Here is a 22,574-nt window from a genome sequence, read left to right on the forward strand (position 1 = left end):
AATCCGTGTAATCCGTGCCTAAAAGAAAGTGAAATGCATGTTTTGACACATCTACGTTTTTCGCTGCGTGCTATAGCTTCTTTTTGAGTGCCTTCACCCAAATCCGATATCCCTCTTCATTCAGGTGCAGCCCGTCGGTGGTCAGCTCTTTGCGCAACACGTTCGTGCCTTTCTCTGTGAACAGGGGGAAGAGGTTGATGAAATCGATACCTTCCTCTTTCGCTATTGCTTCCAGTCGGGCGTTGATTTCGGGAACTATGCCGGTTTTCCCGGTCAGTCTTTTGTAACGCCCGAAGCTCTCGTTGAAGGGGAGCAGGCTTTGCAGGTAGAGTCTCGTGTCTGGCGATTCGCGGCGGATGCGTTCCACGGTCAGGCGAATCATCTGTGCGATGCTGTCTGCCGTCAGGTCGTGGGAGATGTCGTTGACACCGATGAGCAGGAAGAGCTTCGCGGGGTGTCCGGGAAGTATCTGGTGCAGGCGGTCATAGACTCCCATCACCTCGTCGCCGATGATGCCGCGGTTGACCACGTTCTTCTTGCCGAGGCGTTGGCTCCAGTCTCCGCCGCCTTCGGTCAGGCTGTTGCCCAGCATCACGATGTCTTTGTCCGTAAGGGCGGGCTCGTCCATGAATTGCAGGAAGCGGCGGTAGTAGTGCTCCGTATAGGTGCGCGGCACGGGACGGATGGAAGCCGCCACCGCATTGGCTACCAGCGAGCGCAGGCGCACCACGCTATGACCGTCCTCCGGATGCACGGCGTTGATGAGCAGGATGACGGAGGTGTCGTTGTCGGGGTCGATGACGATGGATGTGCCCGTATAGCCAGTGTGGCTGTAGGTGTTCGGGCCGAACAGGTCACCGTTGTTCGAGGCGTATGCCGTGAAGCAATCCCATCCAAGCGTGCGGCCCAGTCCGGCAGTGGCGCGGGGCACGGTACGCATGGCCTGCACACCAAGCGGACTGAGGATGCGCCGGCCGTTCCATTCGCCTCCGTTCTGCAGGGCGGCGCAAAGGAGGGCGATGTCGTCGGCGCAAGAGAACACGCCGGCATTGCCGCTGATGCCTCCGTTCATGATGCGTGCCAGCGGGTCGTGTACTTGTCCGCAAAGCACTTGGCCGTCGGGCTGTTTTTCGGTGGGGGCGATGTTGGTTAATTGAGAATTGAGAATTGAAAATTGAGAATTGCCTCCTTGTGGCCTTGTTTCCTTGTCTTTTTGTCTTCTCGTTTTCTCGTCAACTATAGTAATCCATTTTCCCTCTTTGTCGCGGTGGCAGGGGAGGTAGTCGGTGTGGCTCATGCCCAATACATCGAAGATGTTTTCGCGGGCGAAGTCGCGCAAGGATTGTCCGCTGACCGTTTCGATGATGTGCTGCAAGGTGATGAAGTTGAGGCAGCTGTATTGGAAGTCGGTCTGCGGCTTGAAGTCGCGTTTGCAGGTGGCGATGTATTCCATCAGTCCGTCGGGATTGGGCGAGCCGTATTTTTTCTCCAGTTCGGCGACCGGCGCGTAGGGCGGCAGGCCGGAAGTGTGTGTCATCAGGTCGGCGATGCGGATGGTCTTCTGCTCTTTGCCGTCTTCGCTCTCCCAGTTCTTGAATCCGGGGATGTAGAGGCTGACGGGGTCGAGCATCCGTATCTTGCCCCGTTCGGCAAGTATCATCGCGCATACGGCGGTTGACATGGACTTGCTGCACGAGGCCATATCGAAGATGGTGCCTGTAGTCATCGGCTCGGTGTTGGGATAGACCCGTTTGTTGCCGTAGGCTTTCAGGTATGCCATCTTTCCGTGGCGCACCACGGCAAGCACGGCGCCGGGAATATCTTTGTTGGCAATCGCTTTCTCAATGGCTTCGTCGGCGTACATCAGCTGGCGGGAATCCATGCCTACTTGTTCGGGAGCGACACGTTGCAGAGGCTGTGCCGTGAGGTTGAGACACAGAAACAATAGCCCCACCCCCAGCCCCTCCCCCATAGGGAGGGGAGAAAGGATGGATTTCTTTATGGAATTGAATAAAGTGGTAATTTTCATTGTTATGGATTTATTGGAGTGTGAGTGTTTATTTCTCGGACTTTTCTGTCCCCCTCCCTACGGGGGAGGGGTTAGGGGAGAGGCTCTCCACCGCTTTCTTCACCGACCCGTGCATCAGCAGCAGTGCTTTCGCCTTGCCGTAGTCCAGGCCGAGCTCTTCGACAATCATTCGCGTGCCTCGGTCTATCAACTTCTTGTTGCTGAGCTGCATATTCACCATCTTGTTGCCTTTCACGCGGCCCAGCTGTATCATGACGGAGGTGGTAATCATGTTCAGAATCATCTTCTGTCCCGTACCGGACTTCATGCGCGAGCTTCCCGTTACATATTCCGGCCCTACCACCATTTCGATGGCTACATCGGCCTCTGCGGCCATGGGCGAATCGGGATTGCTGGTGATGCATCCGGTCAGGATGCCGTGTTCGCGCGCTTCGTGCATGGCACCGATGACGTAGGGGGTGGTTCCCGATGCCGCAATGCCGATGACGGTGTCCTTGTCGGTGATGTTGCGTTCAGTCAGTTCTTCCCAGCCGCGATGGATGTCGTCTTCCGCATTCTCCACCGGATTGCGCAGGGCGGTGTCACCTCCGGCAATCAGGCCGATGACCAGTGTGGGCGGCATGCCGAATGTGGGCGGTATCTCCGATGCGTCGAGCACCCCGAGGCGTCCGCTGGTGCCTGCGCCCATGTAGAAGATGCGTCCGCCTTGTTTCATGCGGGGCACGATTTGTGTGACCAGTTTCTCGATTTGCGGGATTGCCTTCTGTACGGCAAGTGCCACTTTTTGATCTTCCGTGTTGATGTCTTCCAGGATTTCACGGACCGACTTCTTCTCCAAGTCGTTGTAGAGCGAAGGTTGCTCTGAGATTTTTATGAATGACATGAAATGAAATTAAATTAAATTAAAAACAGCCTCTACCCCGACCCCTTCCCCGTAGGGAGGGAAGTAGGGATTAGCGTTGTTATTGATTTTTTTTATTGTTCTTTTCTTTTAGTACCGGAACTATCTCTATCCCCCCTCCCTACGGGGGAGGGGTTAGGGGAGCGGCTCGAGCGCCTGATGATACCTCACCAGCCCTTCCATCGGGCTCTTGATAACCGTCCCCAATTGGATGACTGTCTCCCGGGTGGCTTCTGCCAGCACCTCTTTGTAATAGAAGGCTATGGAGCCGATGAAATGCACCTTGCTCTGCTGATAGCCTTCGTACTGCATCACGTTGCGTTTGAGGAATGCCTTGAAGCTGTTCAACACTAGTGCATGTACGCAAGGCTCGTCCAGGTTCTCGGCAAGGAAGGGGGAGAGGCTTGCCAAGAATCGGTTGGGGAACGGCTTGCGATAGACACGGTCGATGATGTCGGCGGGTGTCAGGTCGAATTGTTTGAGAAACTTTTCTTTCAGTTCGGGTGTCATCTGGTTTTTCAGGATATCGCCCACCAACAGTTTGCCCAGACATGCGCCGCTGCCTTCGTCGCCCAGGATGAAGCCCAGCGGAGATACGTTGCTGACGATGTTTTCTCCGTCGTAGTAGCATGAGTTGGAGCCTGTTCCCATGATGCAGGCGATGCCTGCTTCGTGTCCGCAAAGGCCGCGTGCGGCAGCCAGCATATCGGTATTGACCTCTATCGGGCCTTTCACTTTCAGATGTTTGGTAATGGCACGGTGCACCATTGCTATCTTGTCCGGGAAACCGCATCCTGCACCGTAGAAGTACACGGCATCCGGTTCGTTCGCTTTCAGTTGTGGCAGTAGCGAAGTCGCTATTTCATCGCTGATTTCCTCTTCCGACTGGAAAAAAGGATTGGTTCCTTTGGTGGATATCTGCTGGAGGATTACTCCGTTCTCTACAACACACCAATCGGTTTTTGTAGAGCCGCTGTCTGCTATTAGAATCATAACTTTAGGTATATTTAAATTATGAGTATTGAATTATAAACGTTGAAATCTGAAATCATAAATCTGAAATCATATTTTAATGTATATTTTCCGTTTGTACAGCTGATAGCCGATGCACCAGTTGATGGCAACGAATGCCAACGCGTATGCCAGCGAACCGCCGGTCTCACCGAAAAGCGGCATAAGCATTTTGTCATACAAGATGCCGTGTATGCTGATACTGCCTTCTCCCCACGGAAGCCGGATGCAGCCGAAGAGGATACTGAGCACACCGCCCAGCACATACATGAACAGTGGATTGACACCGAACGATTCAAAGAATACGCTCCACTTCTTATAGCCTTTCACGTCGATAATCCAAATGAGCAGTGCCAGAAAACCGGAAGCCAGTCCGCAAGTGGTGAGTACGAAAGTGGGCGACCAGATTTTCTTGTTGAGGGGGCAGCCGTAGCTCAGCAAGAAGCCGGCGTATGTAAGGATGGTGCCGACTAAGAAGAGCTTGATGAGATGTGAGTTGAGCAGAGACGCCCGATCCTTGGAAGCATTGTGGCTGTCTCCCAACATCATACGACCTACGCAGAAACCGATCAGCACGTGTGCAATGGCAGGAATGGTACTCAGAATGCCTTCCGGGTCGATGCCATTGTCTTTGTACATGTGGGCGGGAGTCAGGATGGCGCGGTCTATGACGGAAAGGATGTTCGTCTCATTGTAGGCGAAACCGTTGCCACACATCAGCAGGATGAAGTACCCCGTCAATAGCGTGACGATGAGGTAGGGGATGTGCTTATGCTTCATGGTCAGTGCGATGATGGAACTGACTCCATAGCAGAGCGCCAGCCGCTGCATCACGCCTAAGATGCGCATCCGGTCGAAAGTCCAGACGGATGCCCATAGGTTTTCGCCGAAGCTGAGTTCGTCAGGTGCGGATGCCCAATAGTAGCAGAATCGGGAGAACCACCCGATTGCCAGTCCGATGAGGAAGATGACGATGGTGCGTTTGAGTATCTTCAGGGCAGCCGGGCGGCTGAACTCAAAGTTATACTTCTTTAAAGAGATATAGGTCGATATTCCCATGATGAACATGAAAAAAGGAAAAACAAGGTCGGTGGGGGTGAGCCCGTTCCACGCTGCATGGCGCAACGGGGCATAGATGTGCGCCCACGTACCGGGATTGTTTACCATAATCATGCCTGCGATGGTGATACCCCGTAGGATATCGAGTGCAAGGATGCGTTTATTTGTTTTGGTATTATCCATAAGACGTTTTCAGATTTATGATTTCAGATTTCAGATTGATGGTTTTCTTTCCTCTTCGTGCATTGATCTACCAGATAGACAATGGAAACGTATGGAATTCCTGCATGGGTTGTCAGCCCGATTTCGCACGTACGGCTGTTGGAGTAGCCGATATATGTTCCGGCATCTTCGATTTCCGGACGGAGCTTGCGCAGGGCGTAGGCATTCAATTCGGGATGGGTGAAACCGCGGTCACCGGCAAAGCCGCAACAGCCCACCTCTTCCGGAATGAAGACGTCGGAGGAACAGAGCCGGGCAAGGGCAATGAGGGTGTCTGCCAGTCCCATTTTCCGCATGGAGCAGGTGATATGTATGGCTACGGAACGGTCGGTGGGCGTGAAGACAAGCTTGTCGCGCAGGAATGTATAGATAAATTCCGCAGGTTCATACAGCTTCATCTTCTTGATGCACTTGCGCATGCGGTGCAGGCAGGGGCTTTGGTCGCAGAGCACCGGGTATTTTCCTTGTTCGCTGGCTTCCCAGAGTGCCGCTTCCAGTTCTGCCGTCTTGCGGTCGGCGATATCCGGCATGCCTTTGCTTTCCCAAATGGTTCCGCAACAAAGTTTCTCCATCTCTTTCGGGAAGATGACCTCATAGCCGGCTTTTTGCAGCAGGGAAATCATCTTGTTCACCAAGGGTTGCTCCACCGGCGATTTCTTGGGAAGCCCCATGGTCTGGTTGATGCAGCTGGGGAAGTAAACGACCTTGTCTGATGAAGGAGCTTGTTTTAATCCTTTATTTTTCATCCGGAAAGGTTTCGGCATTGCCGGGTTCCATTGCGGAATGCCGAGCACGTTGTGCATCCCTTTGGTGAGGCTGCTCATCCCTTTGGTTCCCAGGATGGAATGCCCGAAATTGGCAAGTGCCAGTATGGGGCGCAGGGCGCTTTTGATGCCGGCAAAGTGGTTGGCGGCGAAATTGCCGGCTTTATATCTCATGCTGATTGGCGATAGCTCTTCCTGGCGGATGAGGTGTGCCAGGTCGCCCGTGTTGATGCCCATGGGGCAGGACATGGAGCAAAGCCCGTCGCCGGCACAAGTCTGATTGCCGAGATAGCGGTATTGTTTTTCAAGCAGCTGTGCTTGCTCCTCCAAGTTATGTAACTTGAGAAGTGCTATCTCGCGTTGCACCACGATGCGCTGGCGCGAGGAGAGGGTGAAGCCGCAGGAGAGGCAATTCACTTCGCAGAATCCGCATTCGATGCACTTGTCTGCTGCGAGTGGCGGGCAGACGGCTACGATGTTTGGTATGCCGGAGGTGATTTGCAGCTGGTATCCTGTTGCTCGATTGTGCTCATTGGTGGCTAACAGCGGTAGCGGCTTGAAGTTCTTGATGTGGCATTGCGGGTCGTCGTTGAAGATGACGCCGGGGTTCAACAGCCCTTTCGGGTCGAACAGCTGTTTGACGGCTTTCATCACCTCGTAGGCGGCCTCGCCCCATTCGTAGCGGACAAAGGGGGCCATGTTGCGTCCCGTGCCGTGCTCTGCCTTCAGCGAGCCGTCGTATTTGTCCACGACCAAGGTCTTGACATCGTTCATCAACTCTTCGTAACGCTTCACTTCGGCCTCGCTGCTGAAGGACTGGTTGAGGATGAAGTGGTAGTTTCCTTCCAGTGCGTGTCCGTAGATGCAGGCATCCTCGTAGCCGTGGCGGGCGATGAGTTGCTGCAATTCGGCGGTTGCTTCGGGCAGATCTTCGATGTGGAAGGCCACGTCTTCGATGAGGCACGTGGTGCCCAGTTTTCGTGTGCCGCCCACGGAGGGGAAGATACCAGAGCGGATGGCCCAGTACTTGGAGTACTCCTCGGGTTTGTCGGTGAAGTGTACGGGTGTGTAGGTCTGGAAAGCGGAGAGGCATTGCTCTATCGTGCGGATGTTCTGATTCAGCTCTTCCGCGCTGCAAGCTTTGGTCTCGGTCAGTACAGCGGTCAGTCCGGTCTCGTCTCCCGGTTCCACGCCGGGCAGGAGAGAGGAGGCTACTTCGCCTTTGTATCTCAGGAACACGGGGTCGTTGACGGATGAAAGGCTCTTGTAGTCCAGCATCTCTGCGCTGTGCACGATGAAGGAATCGTCTTTGTTCAGCTTCTTCATCGCTACCACCGCATGGCACGCCTCCTTGATGGTCTTGAAGTAGAGCATGGCGCTTGCCTTGCAGGGATAGTCATACGTTGTCTTCATGGTCACCCGTGAGAGGAATGCGAGCGTACCTTCCGAACCTACCATGAGATGGGCGATGATGTCGAACGGGTCATCGAAGCGGACGAAGGGCAGCAGATTCAATCCCGTCACGTTCTTGATGGAGTATTTGTAGCGGATGCGTTCCGCCAGCTTTTCGTTGGCACGCACTTCATCGCGTAGCGTGCAGATGCGGTCGAGGAAGCTGCGGTGTGTCTTTTCGAAGGAGGCACGGCTTGCACTGTTGCCTGTGTCGAGCACCGTGCCGTCTGCCAGCACGATGCGGACGGAAATCAGCATCTTGTCGCTGTTGGCGTGTGTGCCGCAGTTCATGCCTGAGGCGTTGTTCATGACGATGCCGCCCACCATGGCGCTTTTTATGGAAGCGGGGTCCGGAGCGATTTTACGTCCGAAGATAGCCAGCAGCTCATTGGCCCGTTGTCCGATGATGCCGGGTTGCATGGTGATGGTCTCGTGGTCGGGAGATATGTAGCATTTCTCCCAGTGCTTGCCCGCCACGATAAGGATGGAGTCGCTGATGGCCTGTCCGGACAGGCTGGTGCCTGCCGCACGGAAGGTGACGGGCAGGTCGTGGCGGTCGGCAAGTTGCAGCAACCGGGAGATTTCCTCCTCCCCGTCCTCTCCGTCCTCTCCGTCCGAACGGATGACGATTTGCGGGATGAGCCGATAGAAGCCTGCATCCGCCCCCCATGCAATCCGACGAAGTTCGTCGGTGTATATTCTCTCCTGCGGGATAAACCGGCTTGCTTCTTGCAGGAAAGCCATGTAGTTACGTTCTTTCATAATGTGCGAATTTTTTATTATGCTTCCTACTCTCCGTACCCCCTTCCTGCAATAGGCTGTAGGGATTTTAGAGAGGAGGGGTATCTAACTATACGACTGAGGTACCCTGACTATACGACCGAGGCTATCTAAGTATAGGACTGAGACTGCCTCTGTATATGGGCCTGGTCTGCCGTCTTTTCTGTTTGTCAACTTATTTATATAAATAGTATCGTTTCGACAGCCGGCGGAACGCTTCGGCATCCTTGTACCAATAGTCGCGGATGTCTTCCCAACGGTTGCGCTTGCTGAAACGTTCGCGTATCTGCCGTGAGCCGCTCACCTTGTCGAACATGTTGAAACGTCCTTTGTCCGCATGGTCGAAGACGGCACGATCGGGATAGAGGGCGGCCACTTCCTGCATCACCAGAAACTGGATGTCGCTCAGCGGTGCTTGGGCGAAGTCCACAATGTGCACTTGCACCCCTTGCAGCAATTCGCCTTTGCCTACATTGTAGAACGGTTTCAGATACATCGGGCGGAAAATGATGCCCGGCACTTTCAGGCTGTTCAAGTTGCGGGCAAGTTTCTCCGCTTCTATCCATGGTGCGGCAAACATCTGGAACGGGATGGTGTAGCCCACGCCGATGGACACGTAGCCCAGCTCACCCAAAATGCCGCTGACGGGATAGAAGAATGCCGAGTGCGGATGTGGGATGTGTGGGGAAGAGGGTACCCATTGCAATCCGGTTTGTGTATAGTCCATCTTGCGCTTCCAGCCTTTCATCTTGACGACCTGCAGGTTGCACTGCTTTCCGTCTTTCAGCATCTTTTCGCCGTTGAGCAGCAGTGCCAGCTCACCGCAAGTGAGGGCATACAGGTACGGAATTCTGAATTGGCTGACAAAGGAGACGCAATCGTCTTCCACGAGGTTGCCTTCTATTTTCAATCCGCCTACGGGGTTCGGACGGTCGAGGACGATGAACTCTTTGTTGTTCTCTGCGGCAGCTTCCATGGCAAGTCCCATGGTGCTGATGTAGGTGAACGAACGGCAACCGATGTCCTGAATGTCATACACCAGCACGTCCACGTCCTTCAACATGTCGGGAGTAGCCTTGCGGGTTTTCCCGTAGAGCGAATAGACGGGCAGTCCGGTGGTGGCATCCTTGATGTCGGTCACGTGGTCGCCGGCGTGCACATCGCCGCGCACGCCATGTTCCGGTCCGTAGAGTGCAACAAGGTTTACGTTCGGCGCTTCGTGCAGGATGTCGATGGTGGAACGCATCCGGTTGTCCACGCCGGTGGGGTTGGTGATGAGTCCCACGCGCTTGCCTTCCAGGCATCGGAAGCGCTGCTCTTTCAGCACCTCTATGCCGGTCTTTATCTTTATCTTCTGCGCTTGCGCGATGCCGCATAAGGCGCAGAGCAACAATATTACAATACTCTTCTTTGTCATAATCACTTATCATTAATCATTACTCGCTTGTCACTCGTCACTTCTTCCCATATTCGGCATCAATCTTTCTATCAGCAAAGATAGTAACAATTATGGTTGCCACACAGCATACCATTACCATCCAGAAGAAATTTGTGTAGCCGATAGCTTCTTGGATGTACCCGGCAAACATACCCGGAATCATCATGCTCAATGCCATGAAGGCGGTGCAGATGGCATAGTGGGAAGTCTTGAACTCCCCTTCGGAGAAGTACATCATATAGAGCATATAGGCGGTGAAACCGAAGCCGTAGCCGAACTGCTCGATGGCAATGGCCGTTGAAATGGCAAACAGACTGTCCGGCTGGCAGATGGCCAGATAGACGAAAGTCAGACAAGGAAGCGTCATGCACGCCGCCATCCACCAAATGGAGCGTTTCAGCCCGATGCGTGAAGCGAACAGGCCGCCGAGAATGCCGCCTATCGTCAGGGAGAGGACTCCGATGGTGCCATAGGCGATGCCTACTTCGGCTGTGGAGAGTCCCAGTCCGCCCGCTTCCCGGCTTGCCACCAAGAAGGGCATGCACATCTTGATGAGGAATGCTTCGGGCAGGCGGTAGAGCAACATGAACGTGATGGCAAGCACCACGCCGGGCTTCGTGAAGTAGGTGGCGAAGGTACGTCCGAACTCAATGAAGATTGCCTTTGCGCTTGCCGCTCCCGGTTCGAGGACGGACTTGTCTGAAGCGGGTTTGGGGATGGCGAAGAGGTGATAGAAGCTGACCGCGCTGAAGAGGACGGCTGTCACCAACATCGTGATGGTCCACGACAGCGGGATGTTGTCGTACTTCAGTTCGATGGCTCCGGCGATGGCGACCAGTACCCCTTGTCCGAAGATGGAGGCAAGGCGGTAGAAAGTGCTGCGGATGCCTACGAATTCGGCTTGTTCGCCCTGCCTGAGTGCCAGCATATAGAAGCCGTCGGCGGCGATGTCGTGCGTAGCGGAAGCGAATGCCGTGATAATGAACAGTATCAGCGTGACGGTGAACAGGCTGATGGGCGTTTCGCCTGCCGCCATGACCGCTTCGTCCGGGTGGGGAATGGAGAGTGTCAGGAGGATGAATGCCACCGACATAAGTATCTGCATGGAAATCACCCACCACCGCTTGGTCTTGATGATATCGACAAAAGGACTCCAGAATGGTTTGATGGTCCAAGGCAGGTAGAGAAGACTGGTGAAAAGAGCCATGTCTCCGTTGGGCACTCCCATTTTGGCAAACATCAGGACAGAGATATTGTTGACGATGAAGTAGGGAATGCCCTGCGCAAAGTACAAGGTGGGCACCCACGCCCACGGTGATATTCGTTTGATGCTGTTCATGGTTGGATTTATGATTTAATACTCAATTCTCAATTATTCGTATAGCTTTTCGATAGTGGCGCCGGTGTAGTAGTGCAGCAGGATTTGGTCGTACTTATAACCCTGCTCGCCCATCACGGCGGCACCTATCTGGCACAATCCGACACCGTGTCCCCAGCCTGCTCCGGTCAGGATGAAGCGGCCCGGAACATCTCCGGCTGCGATCTCCTTTTTATCCACCACGAAAGCGGAACTGTAGAGATGCGAGGGAGAGAGCGTGCGGCGTATCTCCAACTCTTTTCCGATGATGAGTGTCTGCTTCGTGCCTACGATTTTCAACTTCCAGATACGTCCCGATGTACCGCGTGCCACGGGGATAAGGTCGATAATCTGTCCGAAGTCGATGCCCGAACGCTCCCGTATCAGTCTGGCAAGTTCGTCTTGGGTATATTCCACCTTCCAGCGGTAGAAGTCGGTGGTCTCCTGGTCGTAGTTGTTGAGCACCTGAGAGAGAATCTTCTTGTCGGTGGTATGGCAGAAAGCTTCCGGCGAGGTGCGAATCCAGCGGTCAAAGTCTTCCAGCCTCTCCCCCGACCCCTCCCCTGTAGGGAGGGGAGAAGGAAATGGGGCTGTTGATGGGGTGTTGGTGGAAGGAATCCAGTCTCGTTTGTAGGCAAGGTATGGATACTTGATGTTTTCCCAGCAGTACTGGAACTCTTCGAGGGCACCGCCGCAGCATTTGGAGAAACGGGCATCGCAAATTTTTTCGCCGGACATCAGCACTTGCCCGCGGGTGGCGGCAATCGCCTGTTTCACAATGTCGGTGGAAGCGCGGGTGATGCCTTGGTAGCGTTGGCAGTGGTCATCGGCGCAGACATCGAAATGGGTGTGGTCTTCGCGGTCGTACCAGCGGATGAACTCCAGCCTCTCCCCCGACCCCTCCCCCGTAGGGAGGGGAGAGTGGGTGATATCGGCTTTGATTTTTTCGATGACGGTATCGGGGTGGGCGATGACTTCATTGTTGGTAAAACGTAGAAGATGATAACCCAAAGTTTCTAAATGTGCAGTGCGTTCTTTGTCCTTTTCTTGTTGAGTGGGGGTATTATGATATTCCCCATCTATTTCAATGATGAGTTTTTTCTCTAAGGATGCAAAGTCCGCAATGTAGTTATCTATGATATGCTGTCTTCTAAACTTAGTCCCTAACTGACCGTTGCGCAGCCTTTCCCAAAGAATTTTTTCCGCTTCTGTCGGTTCTCCCTTCAGTCGTTTCTGATTCCCTTTTAATATTTCATAATGCCCCCTATCCGCCGTCCTATAACAGGGACTATCTGCCCCCCTCCCTACGGGGGAGGGGTTGGGGGAGAGGCTGGAGAGGCTACTTATCAACCAGCTTCTCGAAATCACCGCATGTGCCTTCAGCAACTCCAAGGAGGCGGTGGCGCTCATTTCAGAAGATATGACGCTCGTCAGGTAATCTTCCACATTGATGAGGTTGACGGCAGTCAGTTTTTCGTCTTCGACGATGAATTTCAATGCACCTTGAAAACGCTGGTTTTCTTTGCGCTCCCAATGGAAGTTGACGCCGATGGTGACATCTTTCAGTTCAAAAGCATCGTTGTCATAATCAAAAGGAATGAACACCAAAGACTCGTATGATAGACCATCCCATTGGATTTCGCCGTCATCATACGTCACTTCCTGTTCGCCGCTGACTACCTTGCAGCGAGTGACTACTCCTTGACAATAACTTCCTTGTGCTTCATAGTAAGTCGGCAAGACAAACTTGATTTGTTTGTCGGACAGAATACCTACGTGTACTTTGGGCTCTTTCATATTGGGTGATTTTAGATTTATAATTTATGATTTCAGATGTTGTCGGGGTGAGAACTGAAATCGGAGATTTTCTGAATGACTTCTTGAAACTTCTCAGGCGGAAGGCATACTTCGCTCAGAATCTGAGCCACGTCTTCGGCAGTGATTTTCCGGAAGTCTTTTTCAACGGGAGTGATGAACACGCCGCCCAAATCGACGGATGCGGGACTGCTCAACAGGTTGGCTTCCCCTTCGGCGGTGTAGCAGGCAGGGCGATGCTTGTCGCGTGGGAAGACGAAGACAATCCAGCGGTCGGCCTCATAGAGGGCGAGCACGTTCATCATCGGCTCTTCTTCGCCCGGCTTCACGGGAAGGGAATGATAGAGGCGGCCGAACAGCTTTTCGGCATCTTCTTTTCCGGTCGATTCGATGACAAAGGTGGTACGCGGAGCGTCGTTCAGGTACCACAAGACGGCTTCTCCGCAGTCGGTCACTTTGCCGCCAACTTGTCCACGCCAATCTTTTTCAATCGGCATGAATCCCTTGTTGCCTGCCTGAAAGTGGGCGTGGTCGGGGGCGGAGGCGCCGCATCGGGGGCCGTTGTAGAAGAGGGTATATTCTGTCAACGCGCGTGCCAGCTCCAGCATCTCGGGGAAGCGGGTGGCGATGCGTTGGGGCAGGTGTTCCGTTTCGGGTATCGTCAGGTGGCGGGGGAAGATGGGGAATGGGTTCACCAGTATGTGGTAGTGCCCTCCGAAGGGGACACCTCTCTGCGCGGACGGCAGATTGGCGGGGCAGAGGAAGCACTTCCGCTCGCTGATGGATTTGGCATCCACCTTGGCGCCTGAGGAAACGATGCGGGCAGGGTTGAATTGCACTTTGTAAGGGATGCCTTTCACGTTCAGTTCTTTCACCTGCACGCCGGAGAGGGCGGCGTAGTTGTCTCGCGCCGTTTCCCATGTGGCTAATTGCTCGGTTAGCAGATTGTGTATCGTTATGTTCATACCGCTTTCTAAATGGTTGATTATTAGTGTGTGACAGACGCTTGTGTTTGTCGTCTCAAACACTTGTGTCTGTCGTCTTGAACACTTGTGTCTGTCACGCCAGACACAAGTGTCTGAGAAACGGGGTTCAAATGCCTCTCATTTCCTCCTCCTGACGCTGTTTGTTCAAGGCGATTCGTGCCTGAAGTTCCCACGTGCGGATGCGGTCTTTGTAGAGGTTGTGGGCGTTCATCTTCACAATGTCGAGGGAGGCGTCCGAGTTGTCGTCCCAACGGCGGCAGAGATATACCACATCATAGACGCGGCCTATCTGGTATTGGCGGGAGAAGTTCAGTCCCAGAGCATAGTCTTCGCCATAACTGGTGTTGGGCACTTTCACTTCGCGCAACACCGGCGTGTAGAAGGCGCGCGGGGCACCCAGTCCGTTGATGCGGAGGGCGTTGTTCCGACCGTTTTCCGGGGTCCATTCCTTGTGGTCGATGATGCCGGGGGCAATCATGTTCATGTGGAAGTCCGTCATCATATAGGTGCCCACCACCATGGCGCAGTTTTGTTCGTAGAAGGCGCGGACCATTGTGGTGAGTGTGTGCTCGTCCTTATATACGTCGTCGCTATCCAGTTGCACGACAAACTTGCCGCATTTGGGATGGTGCACGCCCATGTTCCAGCAACCGCCTATGCCGAGGTCGTTGCGTTCGGGGATGAGGTGGATGAGGCGTTCATCGTCCTTGAACTCGTCGATGGCTTCGGTGGTGCCGTCTGTGGAGTGGTTGTCGATGATGATGAGGTTGTATTTGAAGTCGGTCTGCTGCATCAGTACAGACTTGATGGCATCGCGGATGGTGCGGATGCGGTTGCGTACGGGGATGATGACCGATGCTTCGTATTCGAAGGAAGTGGCGGAGAACTCAATCTGCTTGAACTCCGGTTTCAGGTAACCGCCTATCTCTTTCAGATGTTCGGTGCATGCCTGCTCCATTTCAATCTGGCGGTTACGGTTCCGCGGGTCAACGTAGTCGAAAATTTTTTCACCACTCTTGCGGGTGTCGTTTTCCACTTCGCTGTACAGGTATTCGTTGATGTGCACCAAGTCGGCCTTTTGGCTCAATTTCAGGCGAAGGTCGTAGAGCCCGGCGAAGGTATATTCCTGCTTCATCCGTCCGGCGGCCTCTTTCAGTCTCTGTGTATCGAACAGGAGTACGGAACCGAAGTTGAAGTCGTCTCTCAATGCTCCGAACTGATAGTCGATGACCGGAGCGTTGCTCTGTTTGCCGTCTGTTATCTGATAGTGGTCGGCATACACCATGCCGGCACGGCTGTCGCCGGCGATGGCTACCATGCGTTCCAGAGCGAACAGCCCCAGTTCGAGGGTGGTCTCTTTGGTATAGAGCAGGGTATAGTCGGCTTCGGACAGGGCGGCGACGGTGCGCAACGTTTCGCTGCTGAAGGGTGATTCCATGCAGAGGAGGCGACAGCCCGGCAATGCCTCTGCGGTTTTATCGGTGGTCATCAGAACGATGTCATTTACCTGGTCGCAGTCTTGCAGGTTCTTTACGGTTTGTTCTGCCTGTTCTTTTCCGGAATAGGGCAGAAAGCAGCTGATTTTCTTCATGTCGTATCGTTTTAATTTTTAGTTCTATAAATGGTTATTGGGGGTTGAAGAAACTCAATATGGCCTTCATCAAGGCATCTCTTTCAGCTTCGGTGCGTATGGACTCAAAGGGGAATCCCATGATGCACGTTTTGTAGTCGCCGCTGTATGCCACGCCTGCGCTCAAGTTGTTTTCCGTGTAGCGCATGATGGTGTGGGCGCCTTCGCTTGCGGGTTCGATGGCGTCCGGTGATTCCACTACGTAGGTATCCGGATTCAGTTCGTTGTGGAAACTGTAGTTGCCGGTAAAGGCTGTGAACGGTGAAGCGACGCTTGTCGCTTTACCCATAGTAGCGGCCTGTCCCACACGCCACTTGTATTTCAGTACCTCCATAGCAAACTTCTTGTCGGCATCTTCCGCTTTGGCAAGTCGGTTGTCCCACAAGTCGCTTCCCACATACGCCCCCGATACGAAGATGTTTCCACCCTGTTTGCAATAGGCCGTGATAGCTTCCTGCGTCTCCTTGCTGAATGTCTTGAACTCCAAGGCAGTCACCCCGCCTCGTCCCATTTTGCTTTGACATTGTTTTCCCAAAATCAAATCCACATACCGGTACTCATTTAGAGGGGTCACTTCCCCCCTCCCTGCTGGGGAGGGGTCGGGGGAGAGGCCGGAGAGGCTGCAAGAAACAAACGAATACCCCGCCTTCAGAATCGCCTTCCCGTGTACGGCGGGATAGTCGAACGTATTACCTGCAATTACCTGCGTCTCGTAGTTTCCATAGCTGTCGCCAAAACCGGAAGCGTCATCGTCCATCCAGGGAATGGAACGGCGGAATTCTTTCATCTTGCCGATGTAGCTGATGTCGCGAAGATAGGGCACTCCGTGGTCCAGGTCATCGAGGAATCCGGCAAGCGATGTGCTGTCCGTAGCGGCTATGGTGAAGTCGGCGGGTGCGCTGATGCGGTCGAACCCATTCACCACCAATACCGTTCCTTGGGCGTTGGTGGCATAGCCGGCGGACAATACCTCGGACGGGAAACTCTTGCCGCCTTTGTTGACGGCCACTACCTTATAGCTGCAAACCACATCGGCGGGCAGCGTGGTTCGGTAGCTGTTTTTATCTACCGGCGTGCCGTTGTCAAAGTCGCCGTCTCCGATACGGGTATAAACAATGTATTTTTCTGCGGTGGCGGTCGGCTCCAGCGGGTCGGCAACGGGCGACCAGGTCAGTTCCACTTCACGCTCGCCGGTCATGCGCAGCGACAGGCGCTCCACCGGAAGTGGTTGGACTACGTAATCCATGTTGTATTGTGAACAGAGGAATTGGAGCATTCCTTTGTAGATGGCGCGGCTCACGGTGAACCGGAAGCGCGGGTCCAGTCCGTACCTCATGTCGGCGAAGTTCTGGTGGGAAAGCAGTTCGAGCAGCATGGTAGGCACTTGCGGGACACGGGCTTCGTAGTAAGATTGGTTCCATTTGCCGCGTCGCGACCAGTTGGGCTCATACAAGGTGCGGATGTCGTGTACGATGTTGGATTGGACCAGGTCTGTCAGGTCGTGGCTCAGATAGCGGGAGGTTCCGTTGGCGAACTTCTCACCTTTGGTGCAGTAGATGCCGAGTGTTCCGATGATGGAATCGTTCAAGGTGGTTCCTGCATCCGAGTGGAAGGCGAAAGCCATGTTCACGGGGATGTTCAGCCCTTTCTCTTTCGGATTGACGGAAGAACCGCCGGCAAGGTAGTTCACCCAGATGCCGCGGCATTTATAGTCGTCTGTATAGTCGTTCTTTCCATGGCTTTCGGAATAGACGCTGTCTGGCATGCCGGCCCATTGCAGCCAGTAGCGGGCACCCTCGCAGAAACGGGGATAGCCGCTTGTCTCATACGGATAATCCGCTTGGGGCATCACGGACGGACGGCGGGCAATGTTTCCCATGCCTCCGCCAATCTTTACGGCATCTGCCGTTACTGTCCGGCCGGCTTTGGCGGAGCGGTTGCTCAAGGTCACCTTGCAGGCGTTGTCCTGCCCGGCACTGAAACCGAATGTGCCGAGGTAAATCCAAGTTCCGCCTCCCATTCGCTGGTTCACTTTGAATTGCGTCACTCCTCCTTTGTGATGCACGGTGTAGAGTGCGTCATCTGTGCTGTTCGGAAGGGTCTGGTAAGATACATATACGGCATATCTGCCATCGGCGGGGATTTCGGGAATCCATTCGGCTGTGCTCTCTTTCCCTTTCCGGATGGTTTCGATGGTGCGGAAGGTGCCTTCCTTGAACGGATTCTCGAAGTCGATGTATTGGTTCCGCAGATGGGCAAAGCCTTCTCCGTCGCCTTGTGTCCATGCCTTGTCGGCATTGTGCTCCGTATAGGTGGAACGGTTTCCCAAGCAGCCGTCGTTGTCGATGACGACCTCTGCTGTCTGGCAGTCGCGCTCACGCGGCAGCAGTACGTAGGCACCTGCATTCTCCAGCATCGGGACAAGGAAAGGCAATACGTAGCTCTGGGTGTATAGGTCTTCCACGGTTTGGAAGATGCGCGCACGTTGCCATTCCCAGCGGGTTAGTTTCGGTTCGTAGTACCAGCCGTGGCTTTGCCACAAGGCGATGTGGCGGTTTTGCAAACCATGGGTAGGGGTATAAGGAGTGGAAACATCGGTCACCAAGGGAACGGAAACTGCTGGATTGAATGTGCTTGCTCGCTTCTCTTTCTTGCTGCGCAAGGCACGGGGTATCAGCTCTTCAATGCTGTGGTTGTTGGTGCGGATTTGCACCTTGTATTTGGCGAACGCTGCCGGTAACAGGGCACTTACACCTTTGTAGATTTCGGCTACGTTCTTTTCGCGGAAAGGTATGTAGGCGCAATTCATGTTGGCAAACAGTTGCAATGTGCGTCCCTCTGTGGCAACCGAGTCAATCCGGATGCGTCCTACGGAAATCTCTTTTTGGGCGGTGGCATTCAGCAGGTTTCCGATGCTTTGGCGGACTTCCGCCGAAAGCTCTTGTGCGCTTCCTGTCCGGGGGAGGAGGAAGGCGGTGAGTAAACTGAGCAGAAATATGGGTCTTACATTCATAAGGTGAAGCATTGTTAAGTTAAATGTTTTTCGTTTCTTTCTTTATCAGCAGGCAAAGCCCGATGAACGTAAACAATGCATTGAATATCAGCAATTCGTAACTGAATTGATAGCCTCCGAACCACGCTTCGGAGTTCTTCTGCAAGATGAAGCAGAGGATGGGGGAGGCGATGGCTGCCAACGGGATATATTTGTCGTGCACTTGTTGTTTCATAAAGATACCGAATGCGAACAATCCGAGTATCGGGCCATACGTGTAACTTGCCAGGATATATACGGCATCGATAACGCTCGTGTTATTCAGAAGGTTGAAGATGAAAATGGTGGTGCCCATGGCGACCGCCATGCCGATATGCACCTTCTTGCGTATCTTGACTATCGACTCTTCCGATTTGCCTTTTGCCCCAAGAATATCAACGGTGAACGAGGTTGTCAGCGCGGTAAGTGCCGAACCGGCAGCGGAATAGGCGGAAGAGATCAAGCCGATGATGAAAAGGACACCCACAACGGTGGGGAAATAGCCGCCGGTGGCAATCAGCGGGAAGAGTTCGTCGCTCTTCTCTACCGTAATATGTTGGTTGGCGGCGAAGATGTACAGCAGCACGCCCAGCATCAAAAAAAGCAGGATGATGAAGAATTGGGAGATGGCGCTGGTAATCATGTTCTTCTGTGAATCCTTGAAATTCTTGCAACTCAGGTTGCGCTGCATCATGTCCTGGTCCAATCCTGTCATGGCAATCATGGTGAAAGCCCCGGCAAGGAATTGTTTGAAGAAGTATTGCTTGCTGTTCACGTCATCGAAGAAGAAGATGTGCGACATGTCGCTATCGGCAATGGTACCTATCATGCCGGTGAACGACAGATTCAGGTCGGAAGCGATGTACCAGATGCAAAGCACCACCGACACCACCAGGCAGAATGTTTTCAGCGAATCGGTCCAAATCAGAGACTTGACTCCGCCCTGAAAGGTGTATAGCCATACCAGTGCCACCGTGATGATAACATTGAGGATGAACGGCAGGCCAAGCGGTTCGAATACCAGCAGTTGCAGCGTCAGGCAGACGAGGAACAATCGTACGGCCGCACCAAGCATTTTGGAAATGAAGAAGAACCAGGCACCTGTGTGGTAGGAGGAGACGCCGAAGCGATTCTCCAAATACTCGTAGATGGAGACCAGGTTCATTTTGTAGAACAATGGAACCAGTACGTAGGCTATGATAAGTTGTCCTGCAATGAACCCCAATACCATTTGCAGATAACCGAAACTACCTGCTGCGACCATACCCGGCACAGATACGTAGGTCACTCCTGAAATGGCGGAGCCAATCATGGCAAAGGCCACGACATACCAAGATGATTTGCGATTGCCGACAAAGAAACCTTCGTTATCGGCTTTTCTTCCCGCAATATAGGATACCGTGAATAGTATCACGAAATAAGCGGCGATAGTGATGATGACAGAAAGGGGGGACATGATTTCAGATTTATCAATTCTCAATTTTCAATTCTCAATTCTCAATTATTCTTCATATAGCAGGTAGGGCTTGCGCTGTATCTTGAACTTCTCAACGTCTTCTTTCCATGTCGCTTTGATTTCGTCGGCGCTTTTTCCTTCCTCTATCATTTTGCGTACATAGTCTGTGCCAATCAGCAGTTCGAAGAAGGAACGGAAGAAATGGCTGTCCATGTTTAGGTTCCGGTAGGCGTCGATGACGTAGCTCAAATCGATGCCGCGTTTCCAAATCTCTTCATCGCTCAGGTTGCTTAGGTTCACGCCGTGGCAAAGCTTGTTCAGTTGAGGCGGGTTCTTGGCTCCCGGAACACTGCGAGGAGTAAAGCTGTAGTCATATCCTGTCATGTTGGGGTGTCCATATATCTGAAACGGGAGGTCGGTTCCTCTACCCAGGCTGACCGGAGTCGCTTCAAAGTAGCAGAGGGAGGGATAGAGATAGATGGATTTCATATTCGGCAGATTGGGAGACGGAGGAATCGGCAACCTGTACATGGTTTGGTGTGTGTAGTTCTTGCAGGGAATCACGGTCAGGTCGCATACGCGTGAAGCGGGTAACCAACGTTCGCCGTTTACCATCAGTGCAAGTTCGCCCAATGTCATGCCGTGTACTACAGGAATCGGCAGCCAGCCCACCCCCGATTTATACTTCATATCCAATATCGGACCGTCCACATAGTGCCCGTTCGGATTAGGACGATCCAGTACCAATACTTTGCGGTTGTATTCGGCGCAGGCATCCATCAGTCTGCACATGGAGGCATAATAGGTGTAGAATCTGAGCCCTACATCCTGTATGTCCACAATCAGGAGATCGAATTTGCGCATGGAGCTGTCGTTCGGTTTCCCCAATTTGCCGTCATACAATGAGAGAATGGGTACACCGGTCTTTGGATCCGTTGAGCTGGATACATGCTCGCCCGCATCCGCATTCCCCCTGAAACCATGTTCCGGTGAAAAAATAGCCGTTACATTAAATTTGTTTTCCAGTAGGATGTCCAGCAGGTGTTTGTCGCCAATCATTCCTGTGTGGTTGGAGAATATCGCAATTCGTTTACCTTTTAGGATGGGAAAGTATTCGGAGGTCTGCTCGTCACCTAAAATAACCCGTTCTTTTTGTGCCTGGCACAGCAAAGAACTACACAGCACAAAGGCCAAAAAAAGTAGTTTCTTCATGATAGTAATTTTAAGAGGTACCTTGTATGCAACAAAGATACATTTTATTTTAATATCAAAAACACTTATTTGGTTATTTTTGATATTATCAATCTTATTTTGCAGAAGAGTGAGATTCGCTCTTTGCCACACATCGTTTTGGCGTGATTGTCATGCTTGTTAACATAATGAAGGAGGTAAAGTCAAAACGGAAAGGAACTGACATAATGATAGATTTTAGGCACGGATTACATAGATTTCACGGATTAATCAAGAAGAAAACCGTGTAAATTCGTGTAATCCGTGCCTAAAAGAAAACGAGGCATTTGTTTTGACTCCCTCCCTTTATTCAATCCCGGCGAAAGCTATCTGTACGATAAGGGAATGTTCCTATTTTCATCCACATATCCCCTTTTGACAATGATTTAAGGTTCTTCTAGATTTAAATTTAGTGAATGAAATTCAATCAATCCGCTCATAGGCGTCTCTTCGATGACTTTCAGCTCTATCCCGAACTCACCGGCAACTTCGCGTAATATGTCGGCGTAGCTATAGGCCAATGAACCGACAAAGCGGATGGGGTAGTTCTGATAGTCGTATTGGCATACGTTTCGGGTGAAGAAGTTCCTTAAATTGTTTGTTATCAACTCAAATACATAATCATCGTGAAGGTAGTCTGCCAAGAAGTAGGAGAGTGTGCCCAAGAAGCGGTTGGGGAACGGGCGATTGTAAACCGATTCCATTACTTCATTGGGGTTGATGCGGAATTTATCGAAAAAATCGGTCGTCACGTCTTTAGGGGCCAATCCTTTCAATACGTCTGACAGGAAGAGCTTGCCAAGTACGGCACCGCTGCCTTCATCGCCTAAGATGTAGCCTCCCGCTTTTACGTTCTTCACGATGATTTTTCCATTGTAGAAGCATGAATTAGAACCGGTTCCCAAAATGCAGGCGATACCCGCTTCGCATTTGAACAAACTGCGGGCGGCAGCCAGCAAATCGCTTTCTACCTGAATGGGGGCTTTGAATTGTGCTACCAGGGAAGCTCCCAATATGTTTTTCTTTTCGTATGAGGTGCAGCCGGCACCATAATAATACACCTGTTCCGGCCTTTTCTTGAAAAAAAACTCCGGTAGCCCTAACCGCACACTTCGGCTGATTTCTCTTCTGGTTTGAAAGAAAGGATTCAGCCCTTCCGTAAAAGCACGTTGTATCAGATGATTGTCTTCAACCAGTGCCCATTCTGTTTTTGTGGAACTGCTCTCTGCAATTAGTTTCATGGTAGTTGGTTTTGGAATTAATCAACAAATGTATGACTATTTTTTAGTATTTTCAAGGGATTGTCAGAGAAAAAGTGTTTTTCATCACGGCTTTTTCATTTACGGGAGTTATAGGAGTTATCACTTCGCTTTGCTTCATTAGGAGCTAAAGCCGATACGTTTGTGCAGGATG

At 52.5% G+C, this 22,574-nt stretch carries 14 protein-coding genes; all 14 read right to left on the reverse strand.

Translation table 11 applies throughout. The features are described from left to right. Positions 1–70: 70 nt before the first annotated feature. The 14 genes from K2G43_RS09750 to K2G43_RS09815 all read right to left on the reverse strand — a co-directional run bounded on the left by K2G43_RS09750 (position 71) and on the right by K2G43_RS09815 (position 22,402). The gene (locus tag K2G43_RS09750) at positions 71–1,972 is read right to left on the reverse strand and encodes a serine hydrolase (protein ID WP_300154684.1); all 1,902 of its coding nucleotides are present in this window, start codon (positions 1,970–1,972) and stop codon (positions 71–73) included. Between the two features lie 85 nt (positions 1,973–2,057). Then, positions 2,058–2,912: an N-acetylmuramic acid 6-phosphate etherase gene (murQ, locus tag K2G43_RS09755; protein ID WP_297642857.1), complete on the reverse strand. Its 855-nt coding sequence runs from the start codon at positions 2,910–2,912 to the stop codon at positions 2,058–2,060. A 153-nt stretch (positions 2,913–3,065) separates the two neighbouring features. Further along, positions 3,066–3,923 carry an ATPase gene (locus tag K2G43_RS09760; RefSeq protein WP_297642858.1) on the reverse strand — a complete coding sequence of 286 codons (858 nt, stop codon included), beginning with the start codon at positions 3,921–3,923 and terminating at the stop codon, positions 3,066–3,068. 69 nt (positions 3,924–3,992) lie between these two features. Then, entirely contained in the window at positions 3,993–5,183 is a 1,191-nt protein-coding gene (locus K2G43_RS09765; RefSeq protein WP_297642859.1) for a heparan-alpha-glucosaminide N-acetyltransferase domain-containing protein, read from the reverse strand. A 23-nt stretch (positions 5,184–5,206) separates the two neighbouring features. Next, the gene (locus tag K2G43_RS09770; protein WP_300154644.1) at positions 5,207–8,200 is read right to left on the reverse strand and encodes an FAD-binding and (Fe-S)-binding domain-containing protein; all 2,994 of its coding nucleotides are present in this window, start codon (positions 8,198–8,200) and stop codon (positions 5,207–5,209) included. A gap of 193 nt (positions 8,201–8,393) precedes the next feature. Continuing rightward, positions 8,394–9,635, reverse strand: a complete 1,242-nt coding sequence (locus K2G43_RS09775) for a DUF1343 domain-containing protein (RefSeq protein ID WP_300154647.1) — start codon at positions 9,633–9,635, stop codon at positions 8,394–8,396. A gap of 37 nt (positions 9,636–9,672) precedes the next feature. Continuing rightward, positions 9,673–10,995 carry an MFS transporter gene (locus K2G43_RS09780; RefSeq protein WP_297642863.1) on the reverse strand — a complete coding sequence of 441 codons (1,323 nt, stop codon included), beginning with the start codon at positions 10,993–10,995 and terminating at the stop codon, positions 9,673–9,675. 33 nt (positions 10,996–11,028) lie between these two features. Next, positions 11,029–12,810 (reverse strand): SpoIID/LytB domain-containing protein, encoded by a 1,782-nt coding sequence (locus K2G43_RS09785; protein WP_297642865.1) that lies wholly within the window; start codon positions 12,808–12,810, stop codon positions 11,029–11,031. Between the two features lie 32 nt (positions 12,811–12,842). After that, positions 12,843–13,793 (reverse strand): DUF4922 domain-containing protein, encoded by a 951-nt coding sequence (locus tag K2G43_RS09790; protein WP_300154650.1) that lies wholly within the window; start codon positions 13,791–13,793, stop codon positions 12,843–12,845. 127 nt (positions 13,794–13,920) lie between these two features. After that, a complete protein-coding gene (locus tag K2G43_RS09795) occupies positions 13,921–15,405 on the reverse strand; it encodes a glycosyltransferase family A protein (protein ID WP_300154653.1) in 1,485 nt (494 codons plus the stop codon). A 34-nt stretch (positions 15,406–15,439) separates the two neighbouring features. Beyond that, complete coding sequence (locus K2G43_RS09800; protein WP_300154656.1) at positions 15,440–18,457, reverse strand: xanthan lyase; 3,018 nt, start codon at positions 18,455–18,457, stop codon at positions 15,440–15,442. A gap of 19 nt (positions 18,458–18,476) precedes the next feature. Further along, entirely contained in the window at positions 18,477–19,931 is a 1,455-nt protein-coding gene (locus K2G43_RS09805; RefSeq protein ID WP_300154658.1) for a sodium:solute symporter, read from the reverse strand. Positions 19,932–19,976: 45 nt separating this feature from the next. Continuing rightward, positions 19,977–21,143 (reverse strand): DUF1343 domain-containing protein, encoded by a 1,167-nt coding sequence (locus K2G43_RS09810; protein ID WP_297642875.1) that lies wholly within the window; start codon positions 21,141–21,143, stop codon positions 19,977–19,979. Positions 21,144–21,547: 404 nt separating this feature from the next. Beyond that, positions 21,548–22,402 (reverse strand): hypothetical protein, encoded by an 855-nt coding sequence (locus K2G43_RS09815; RefSeq protein ID WP_297644496.1) that lies wholly within the window; start codon positions 22,400–22,402, stop codon positions 21,548–21,550. Between the last annotated feature and the right edge of the window lie 172 nt (positions 22,403–22,574).

Origin of the sequence: Bacteroides sp. (assembly GCF_029057325.1) — a bacterium.
GTDB lineage: Bacteria > Bacteroidota > Bacteroidia > Bacteroidales > Bacteroidaceae > Bacteroides.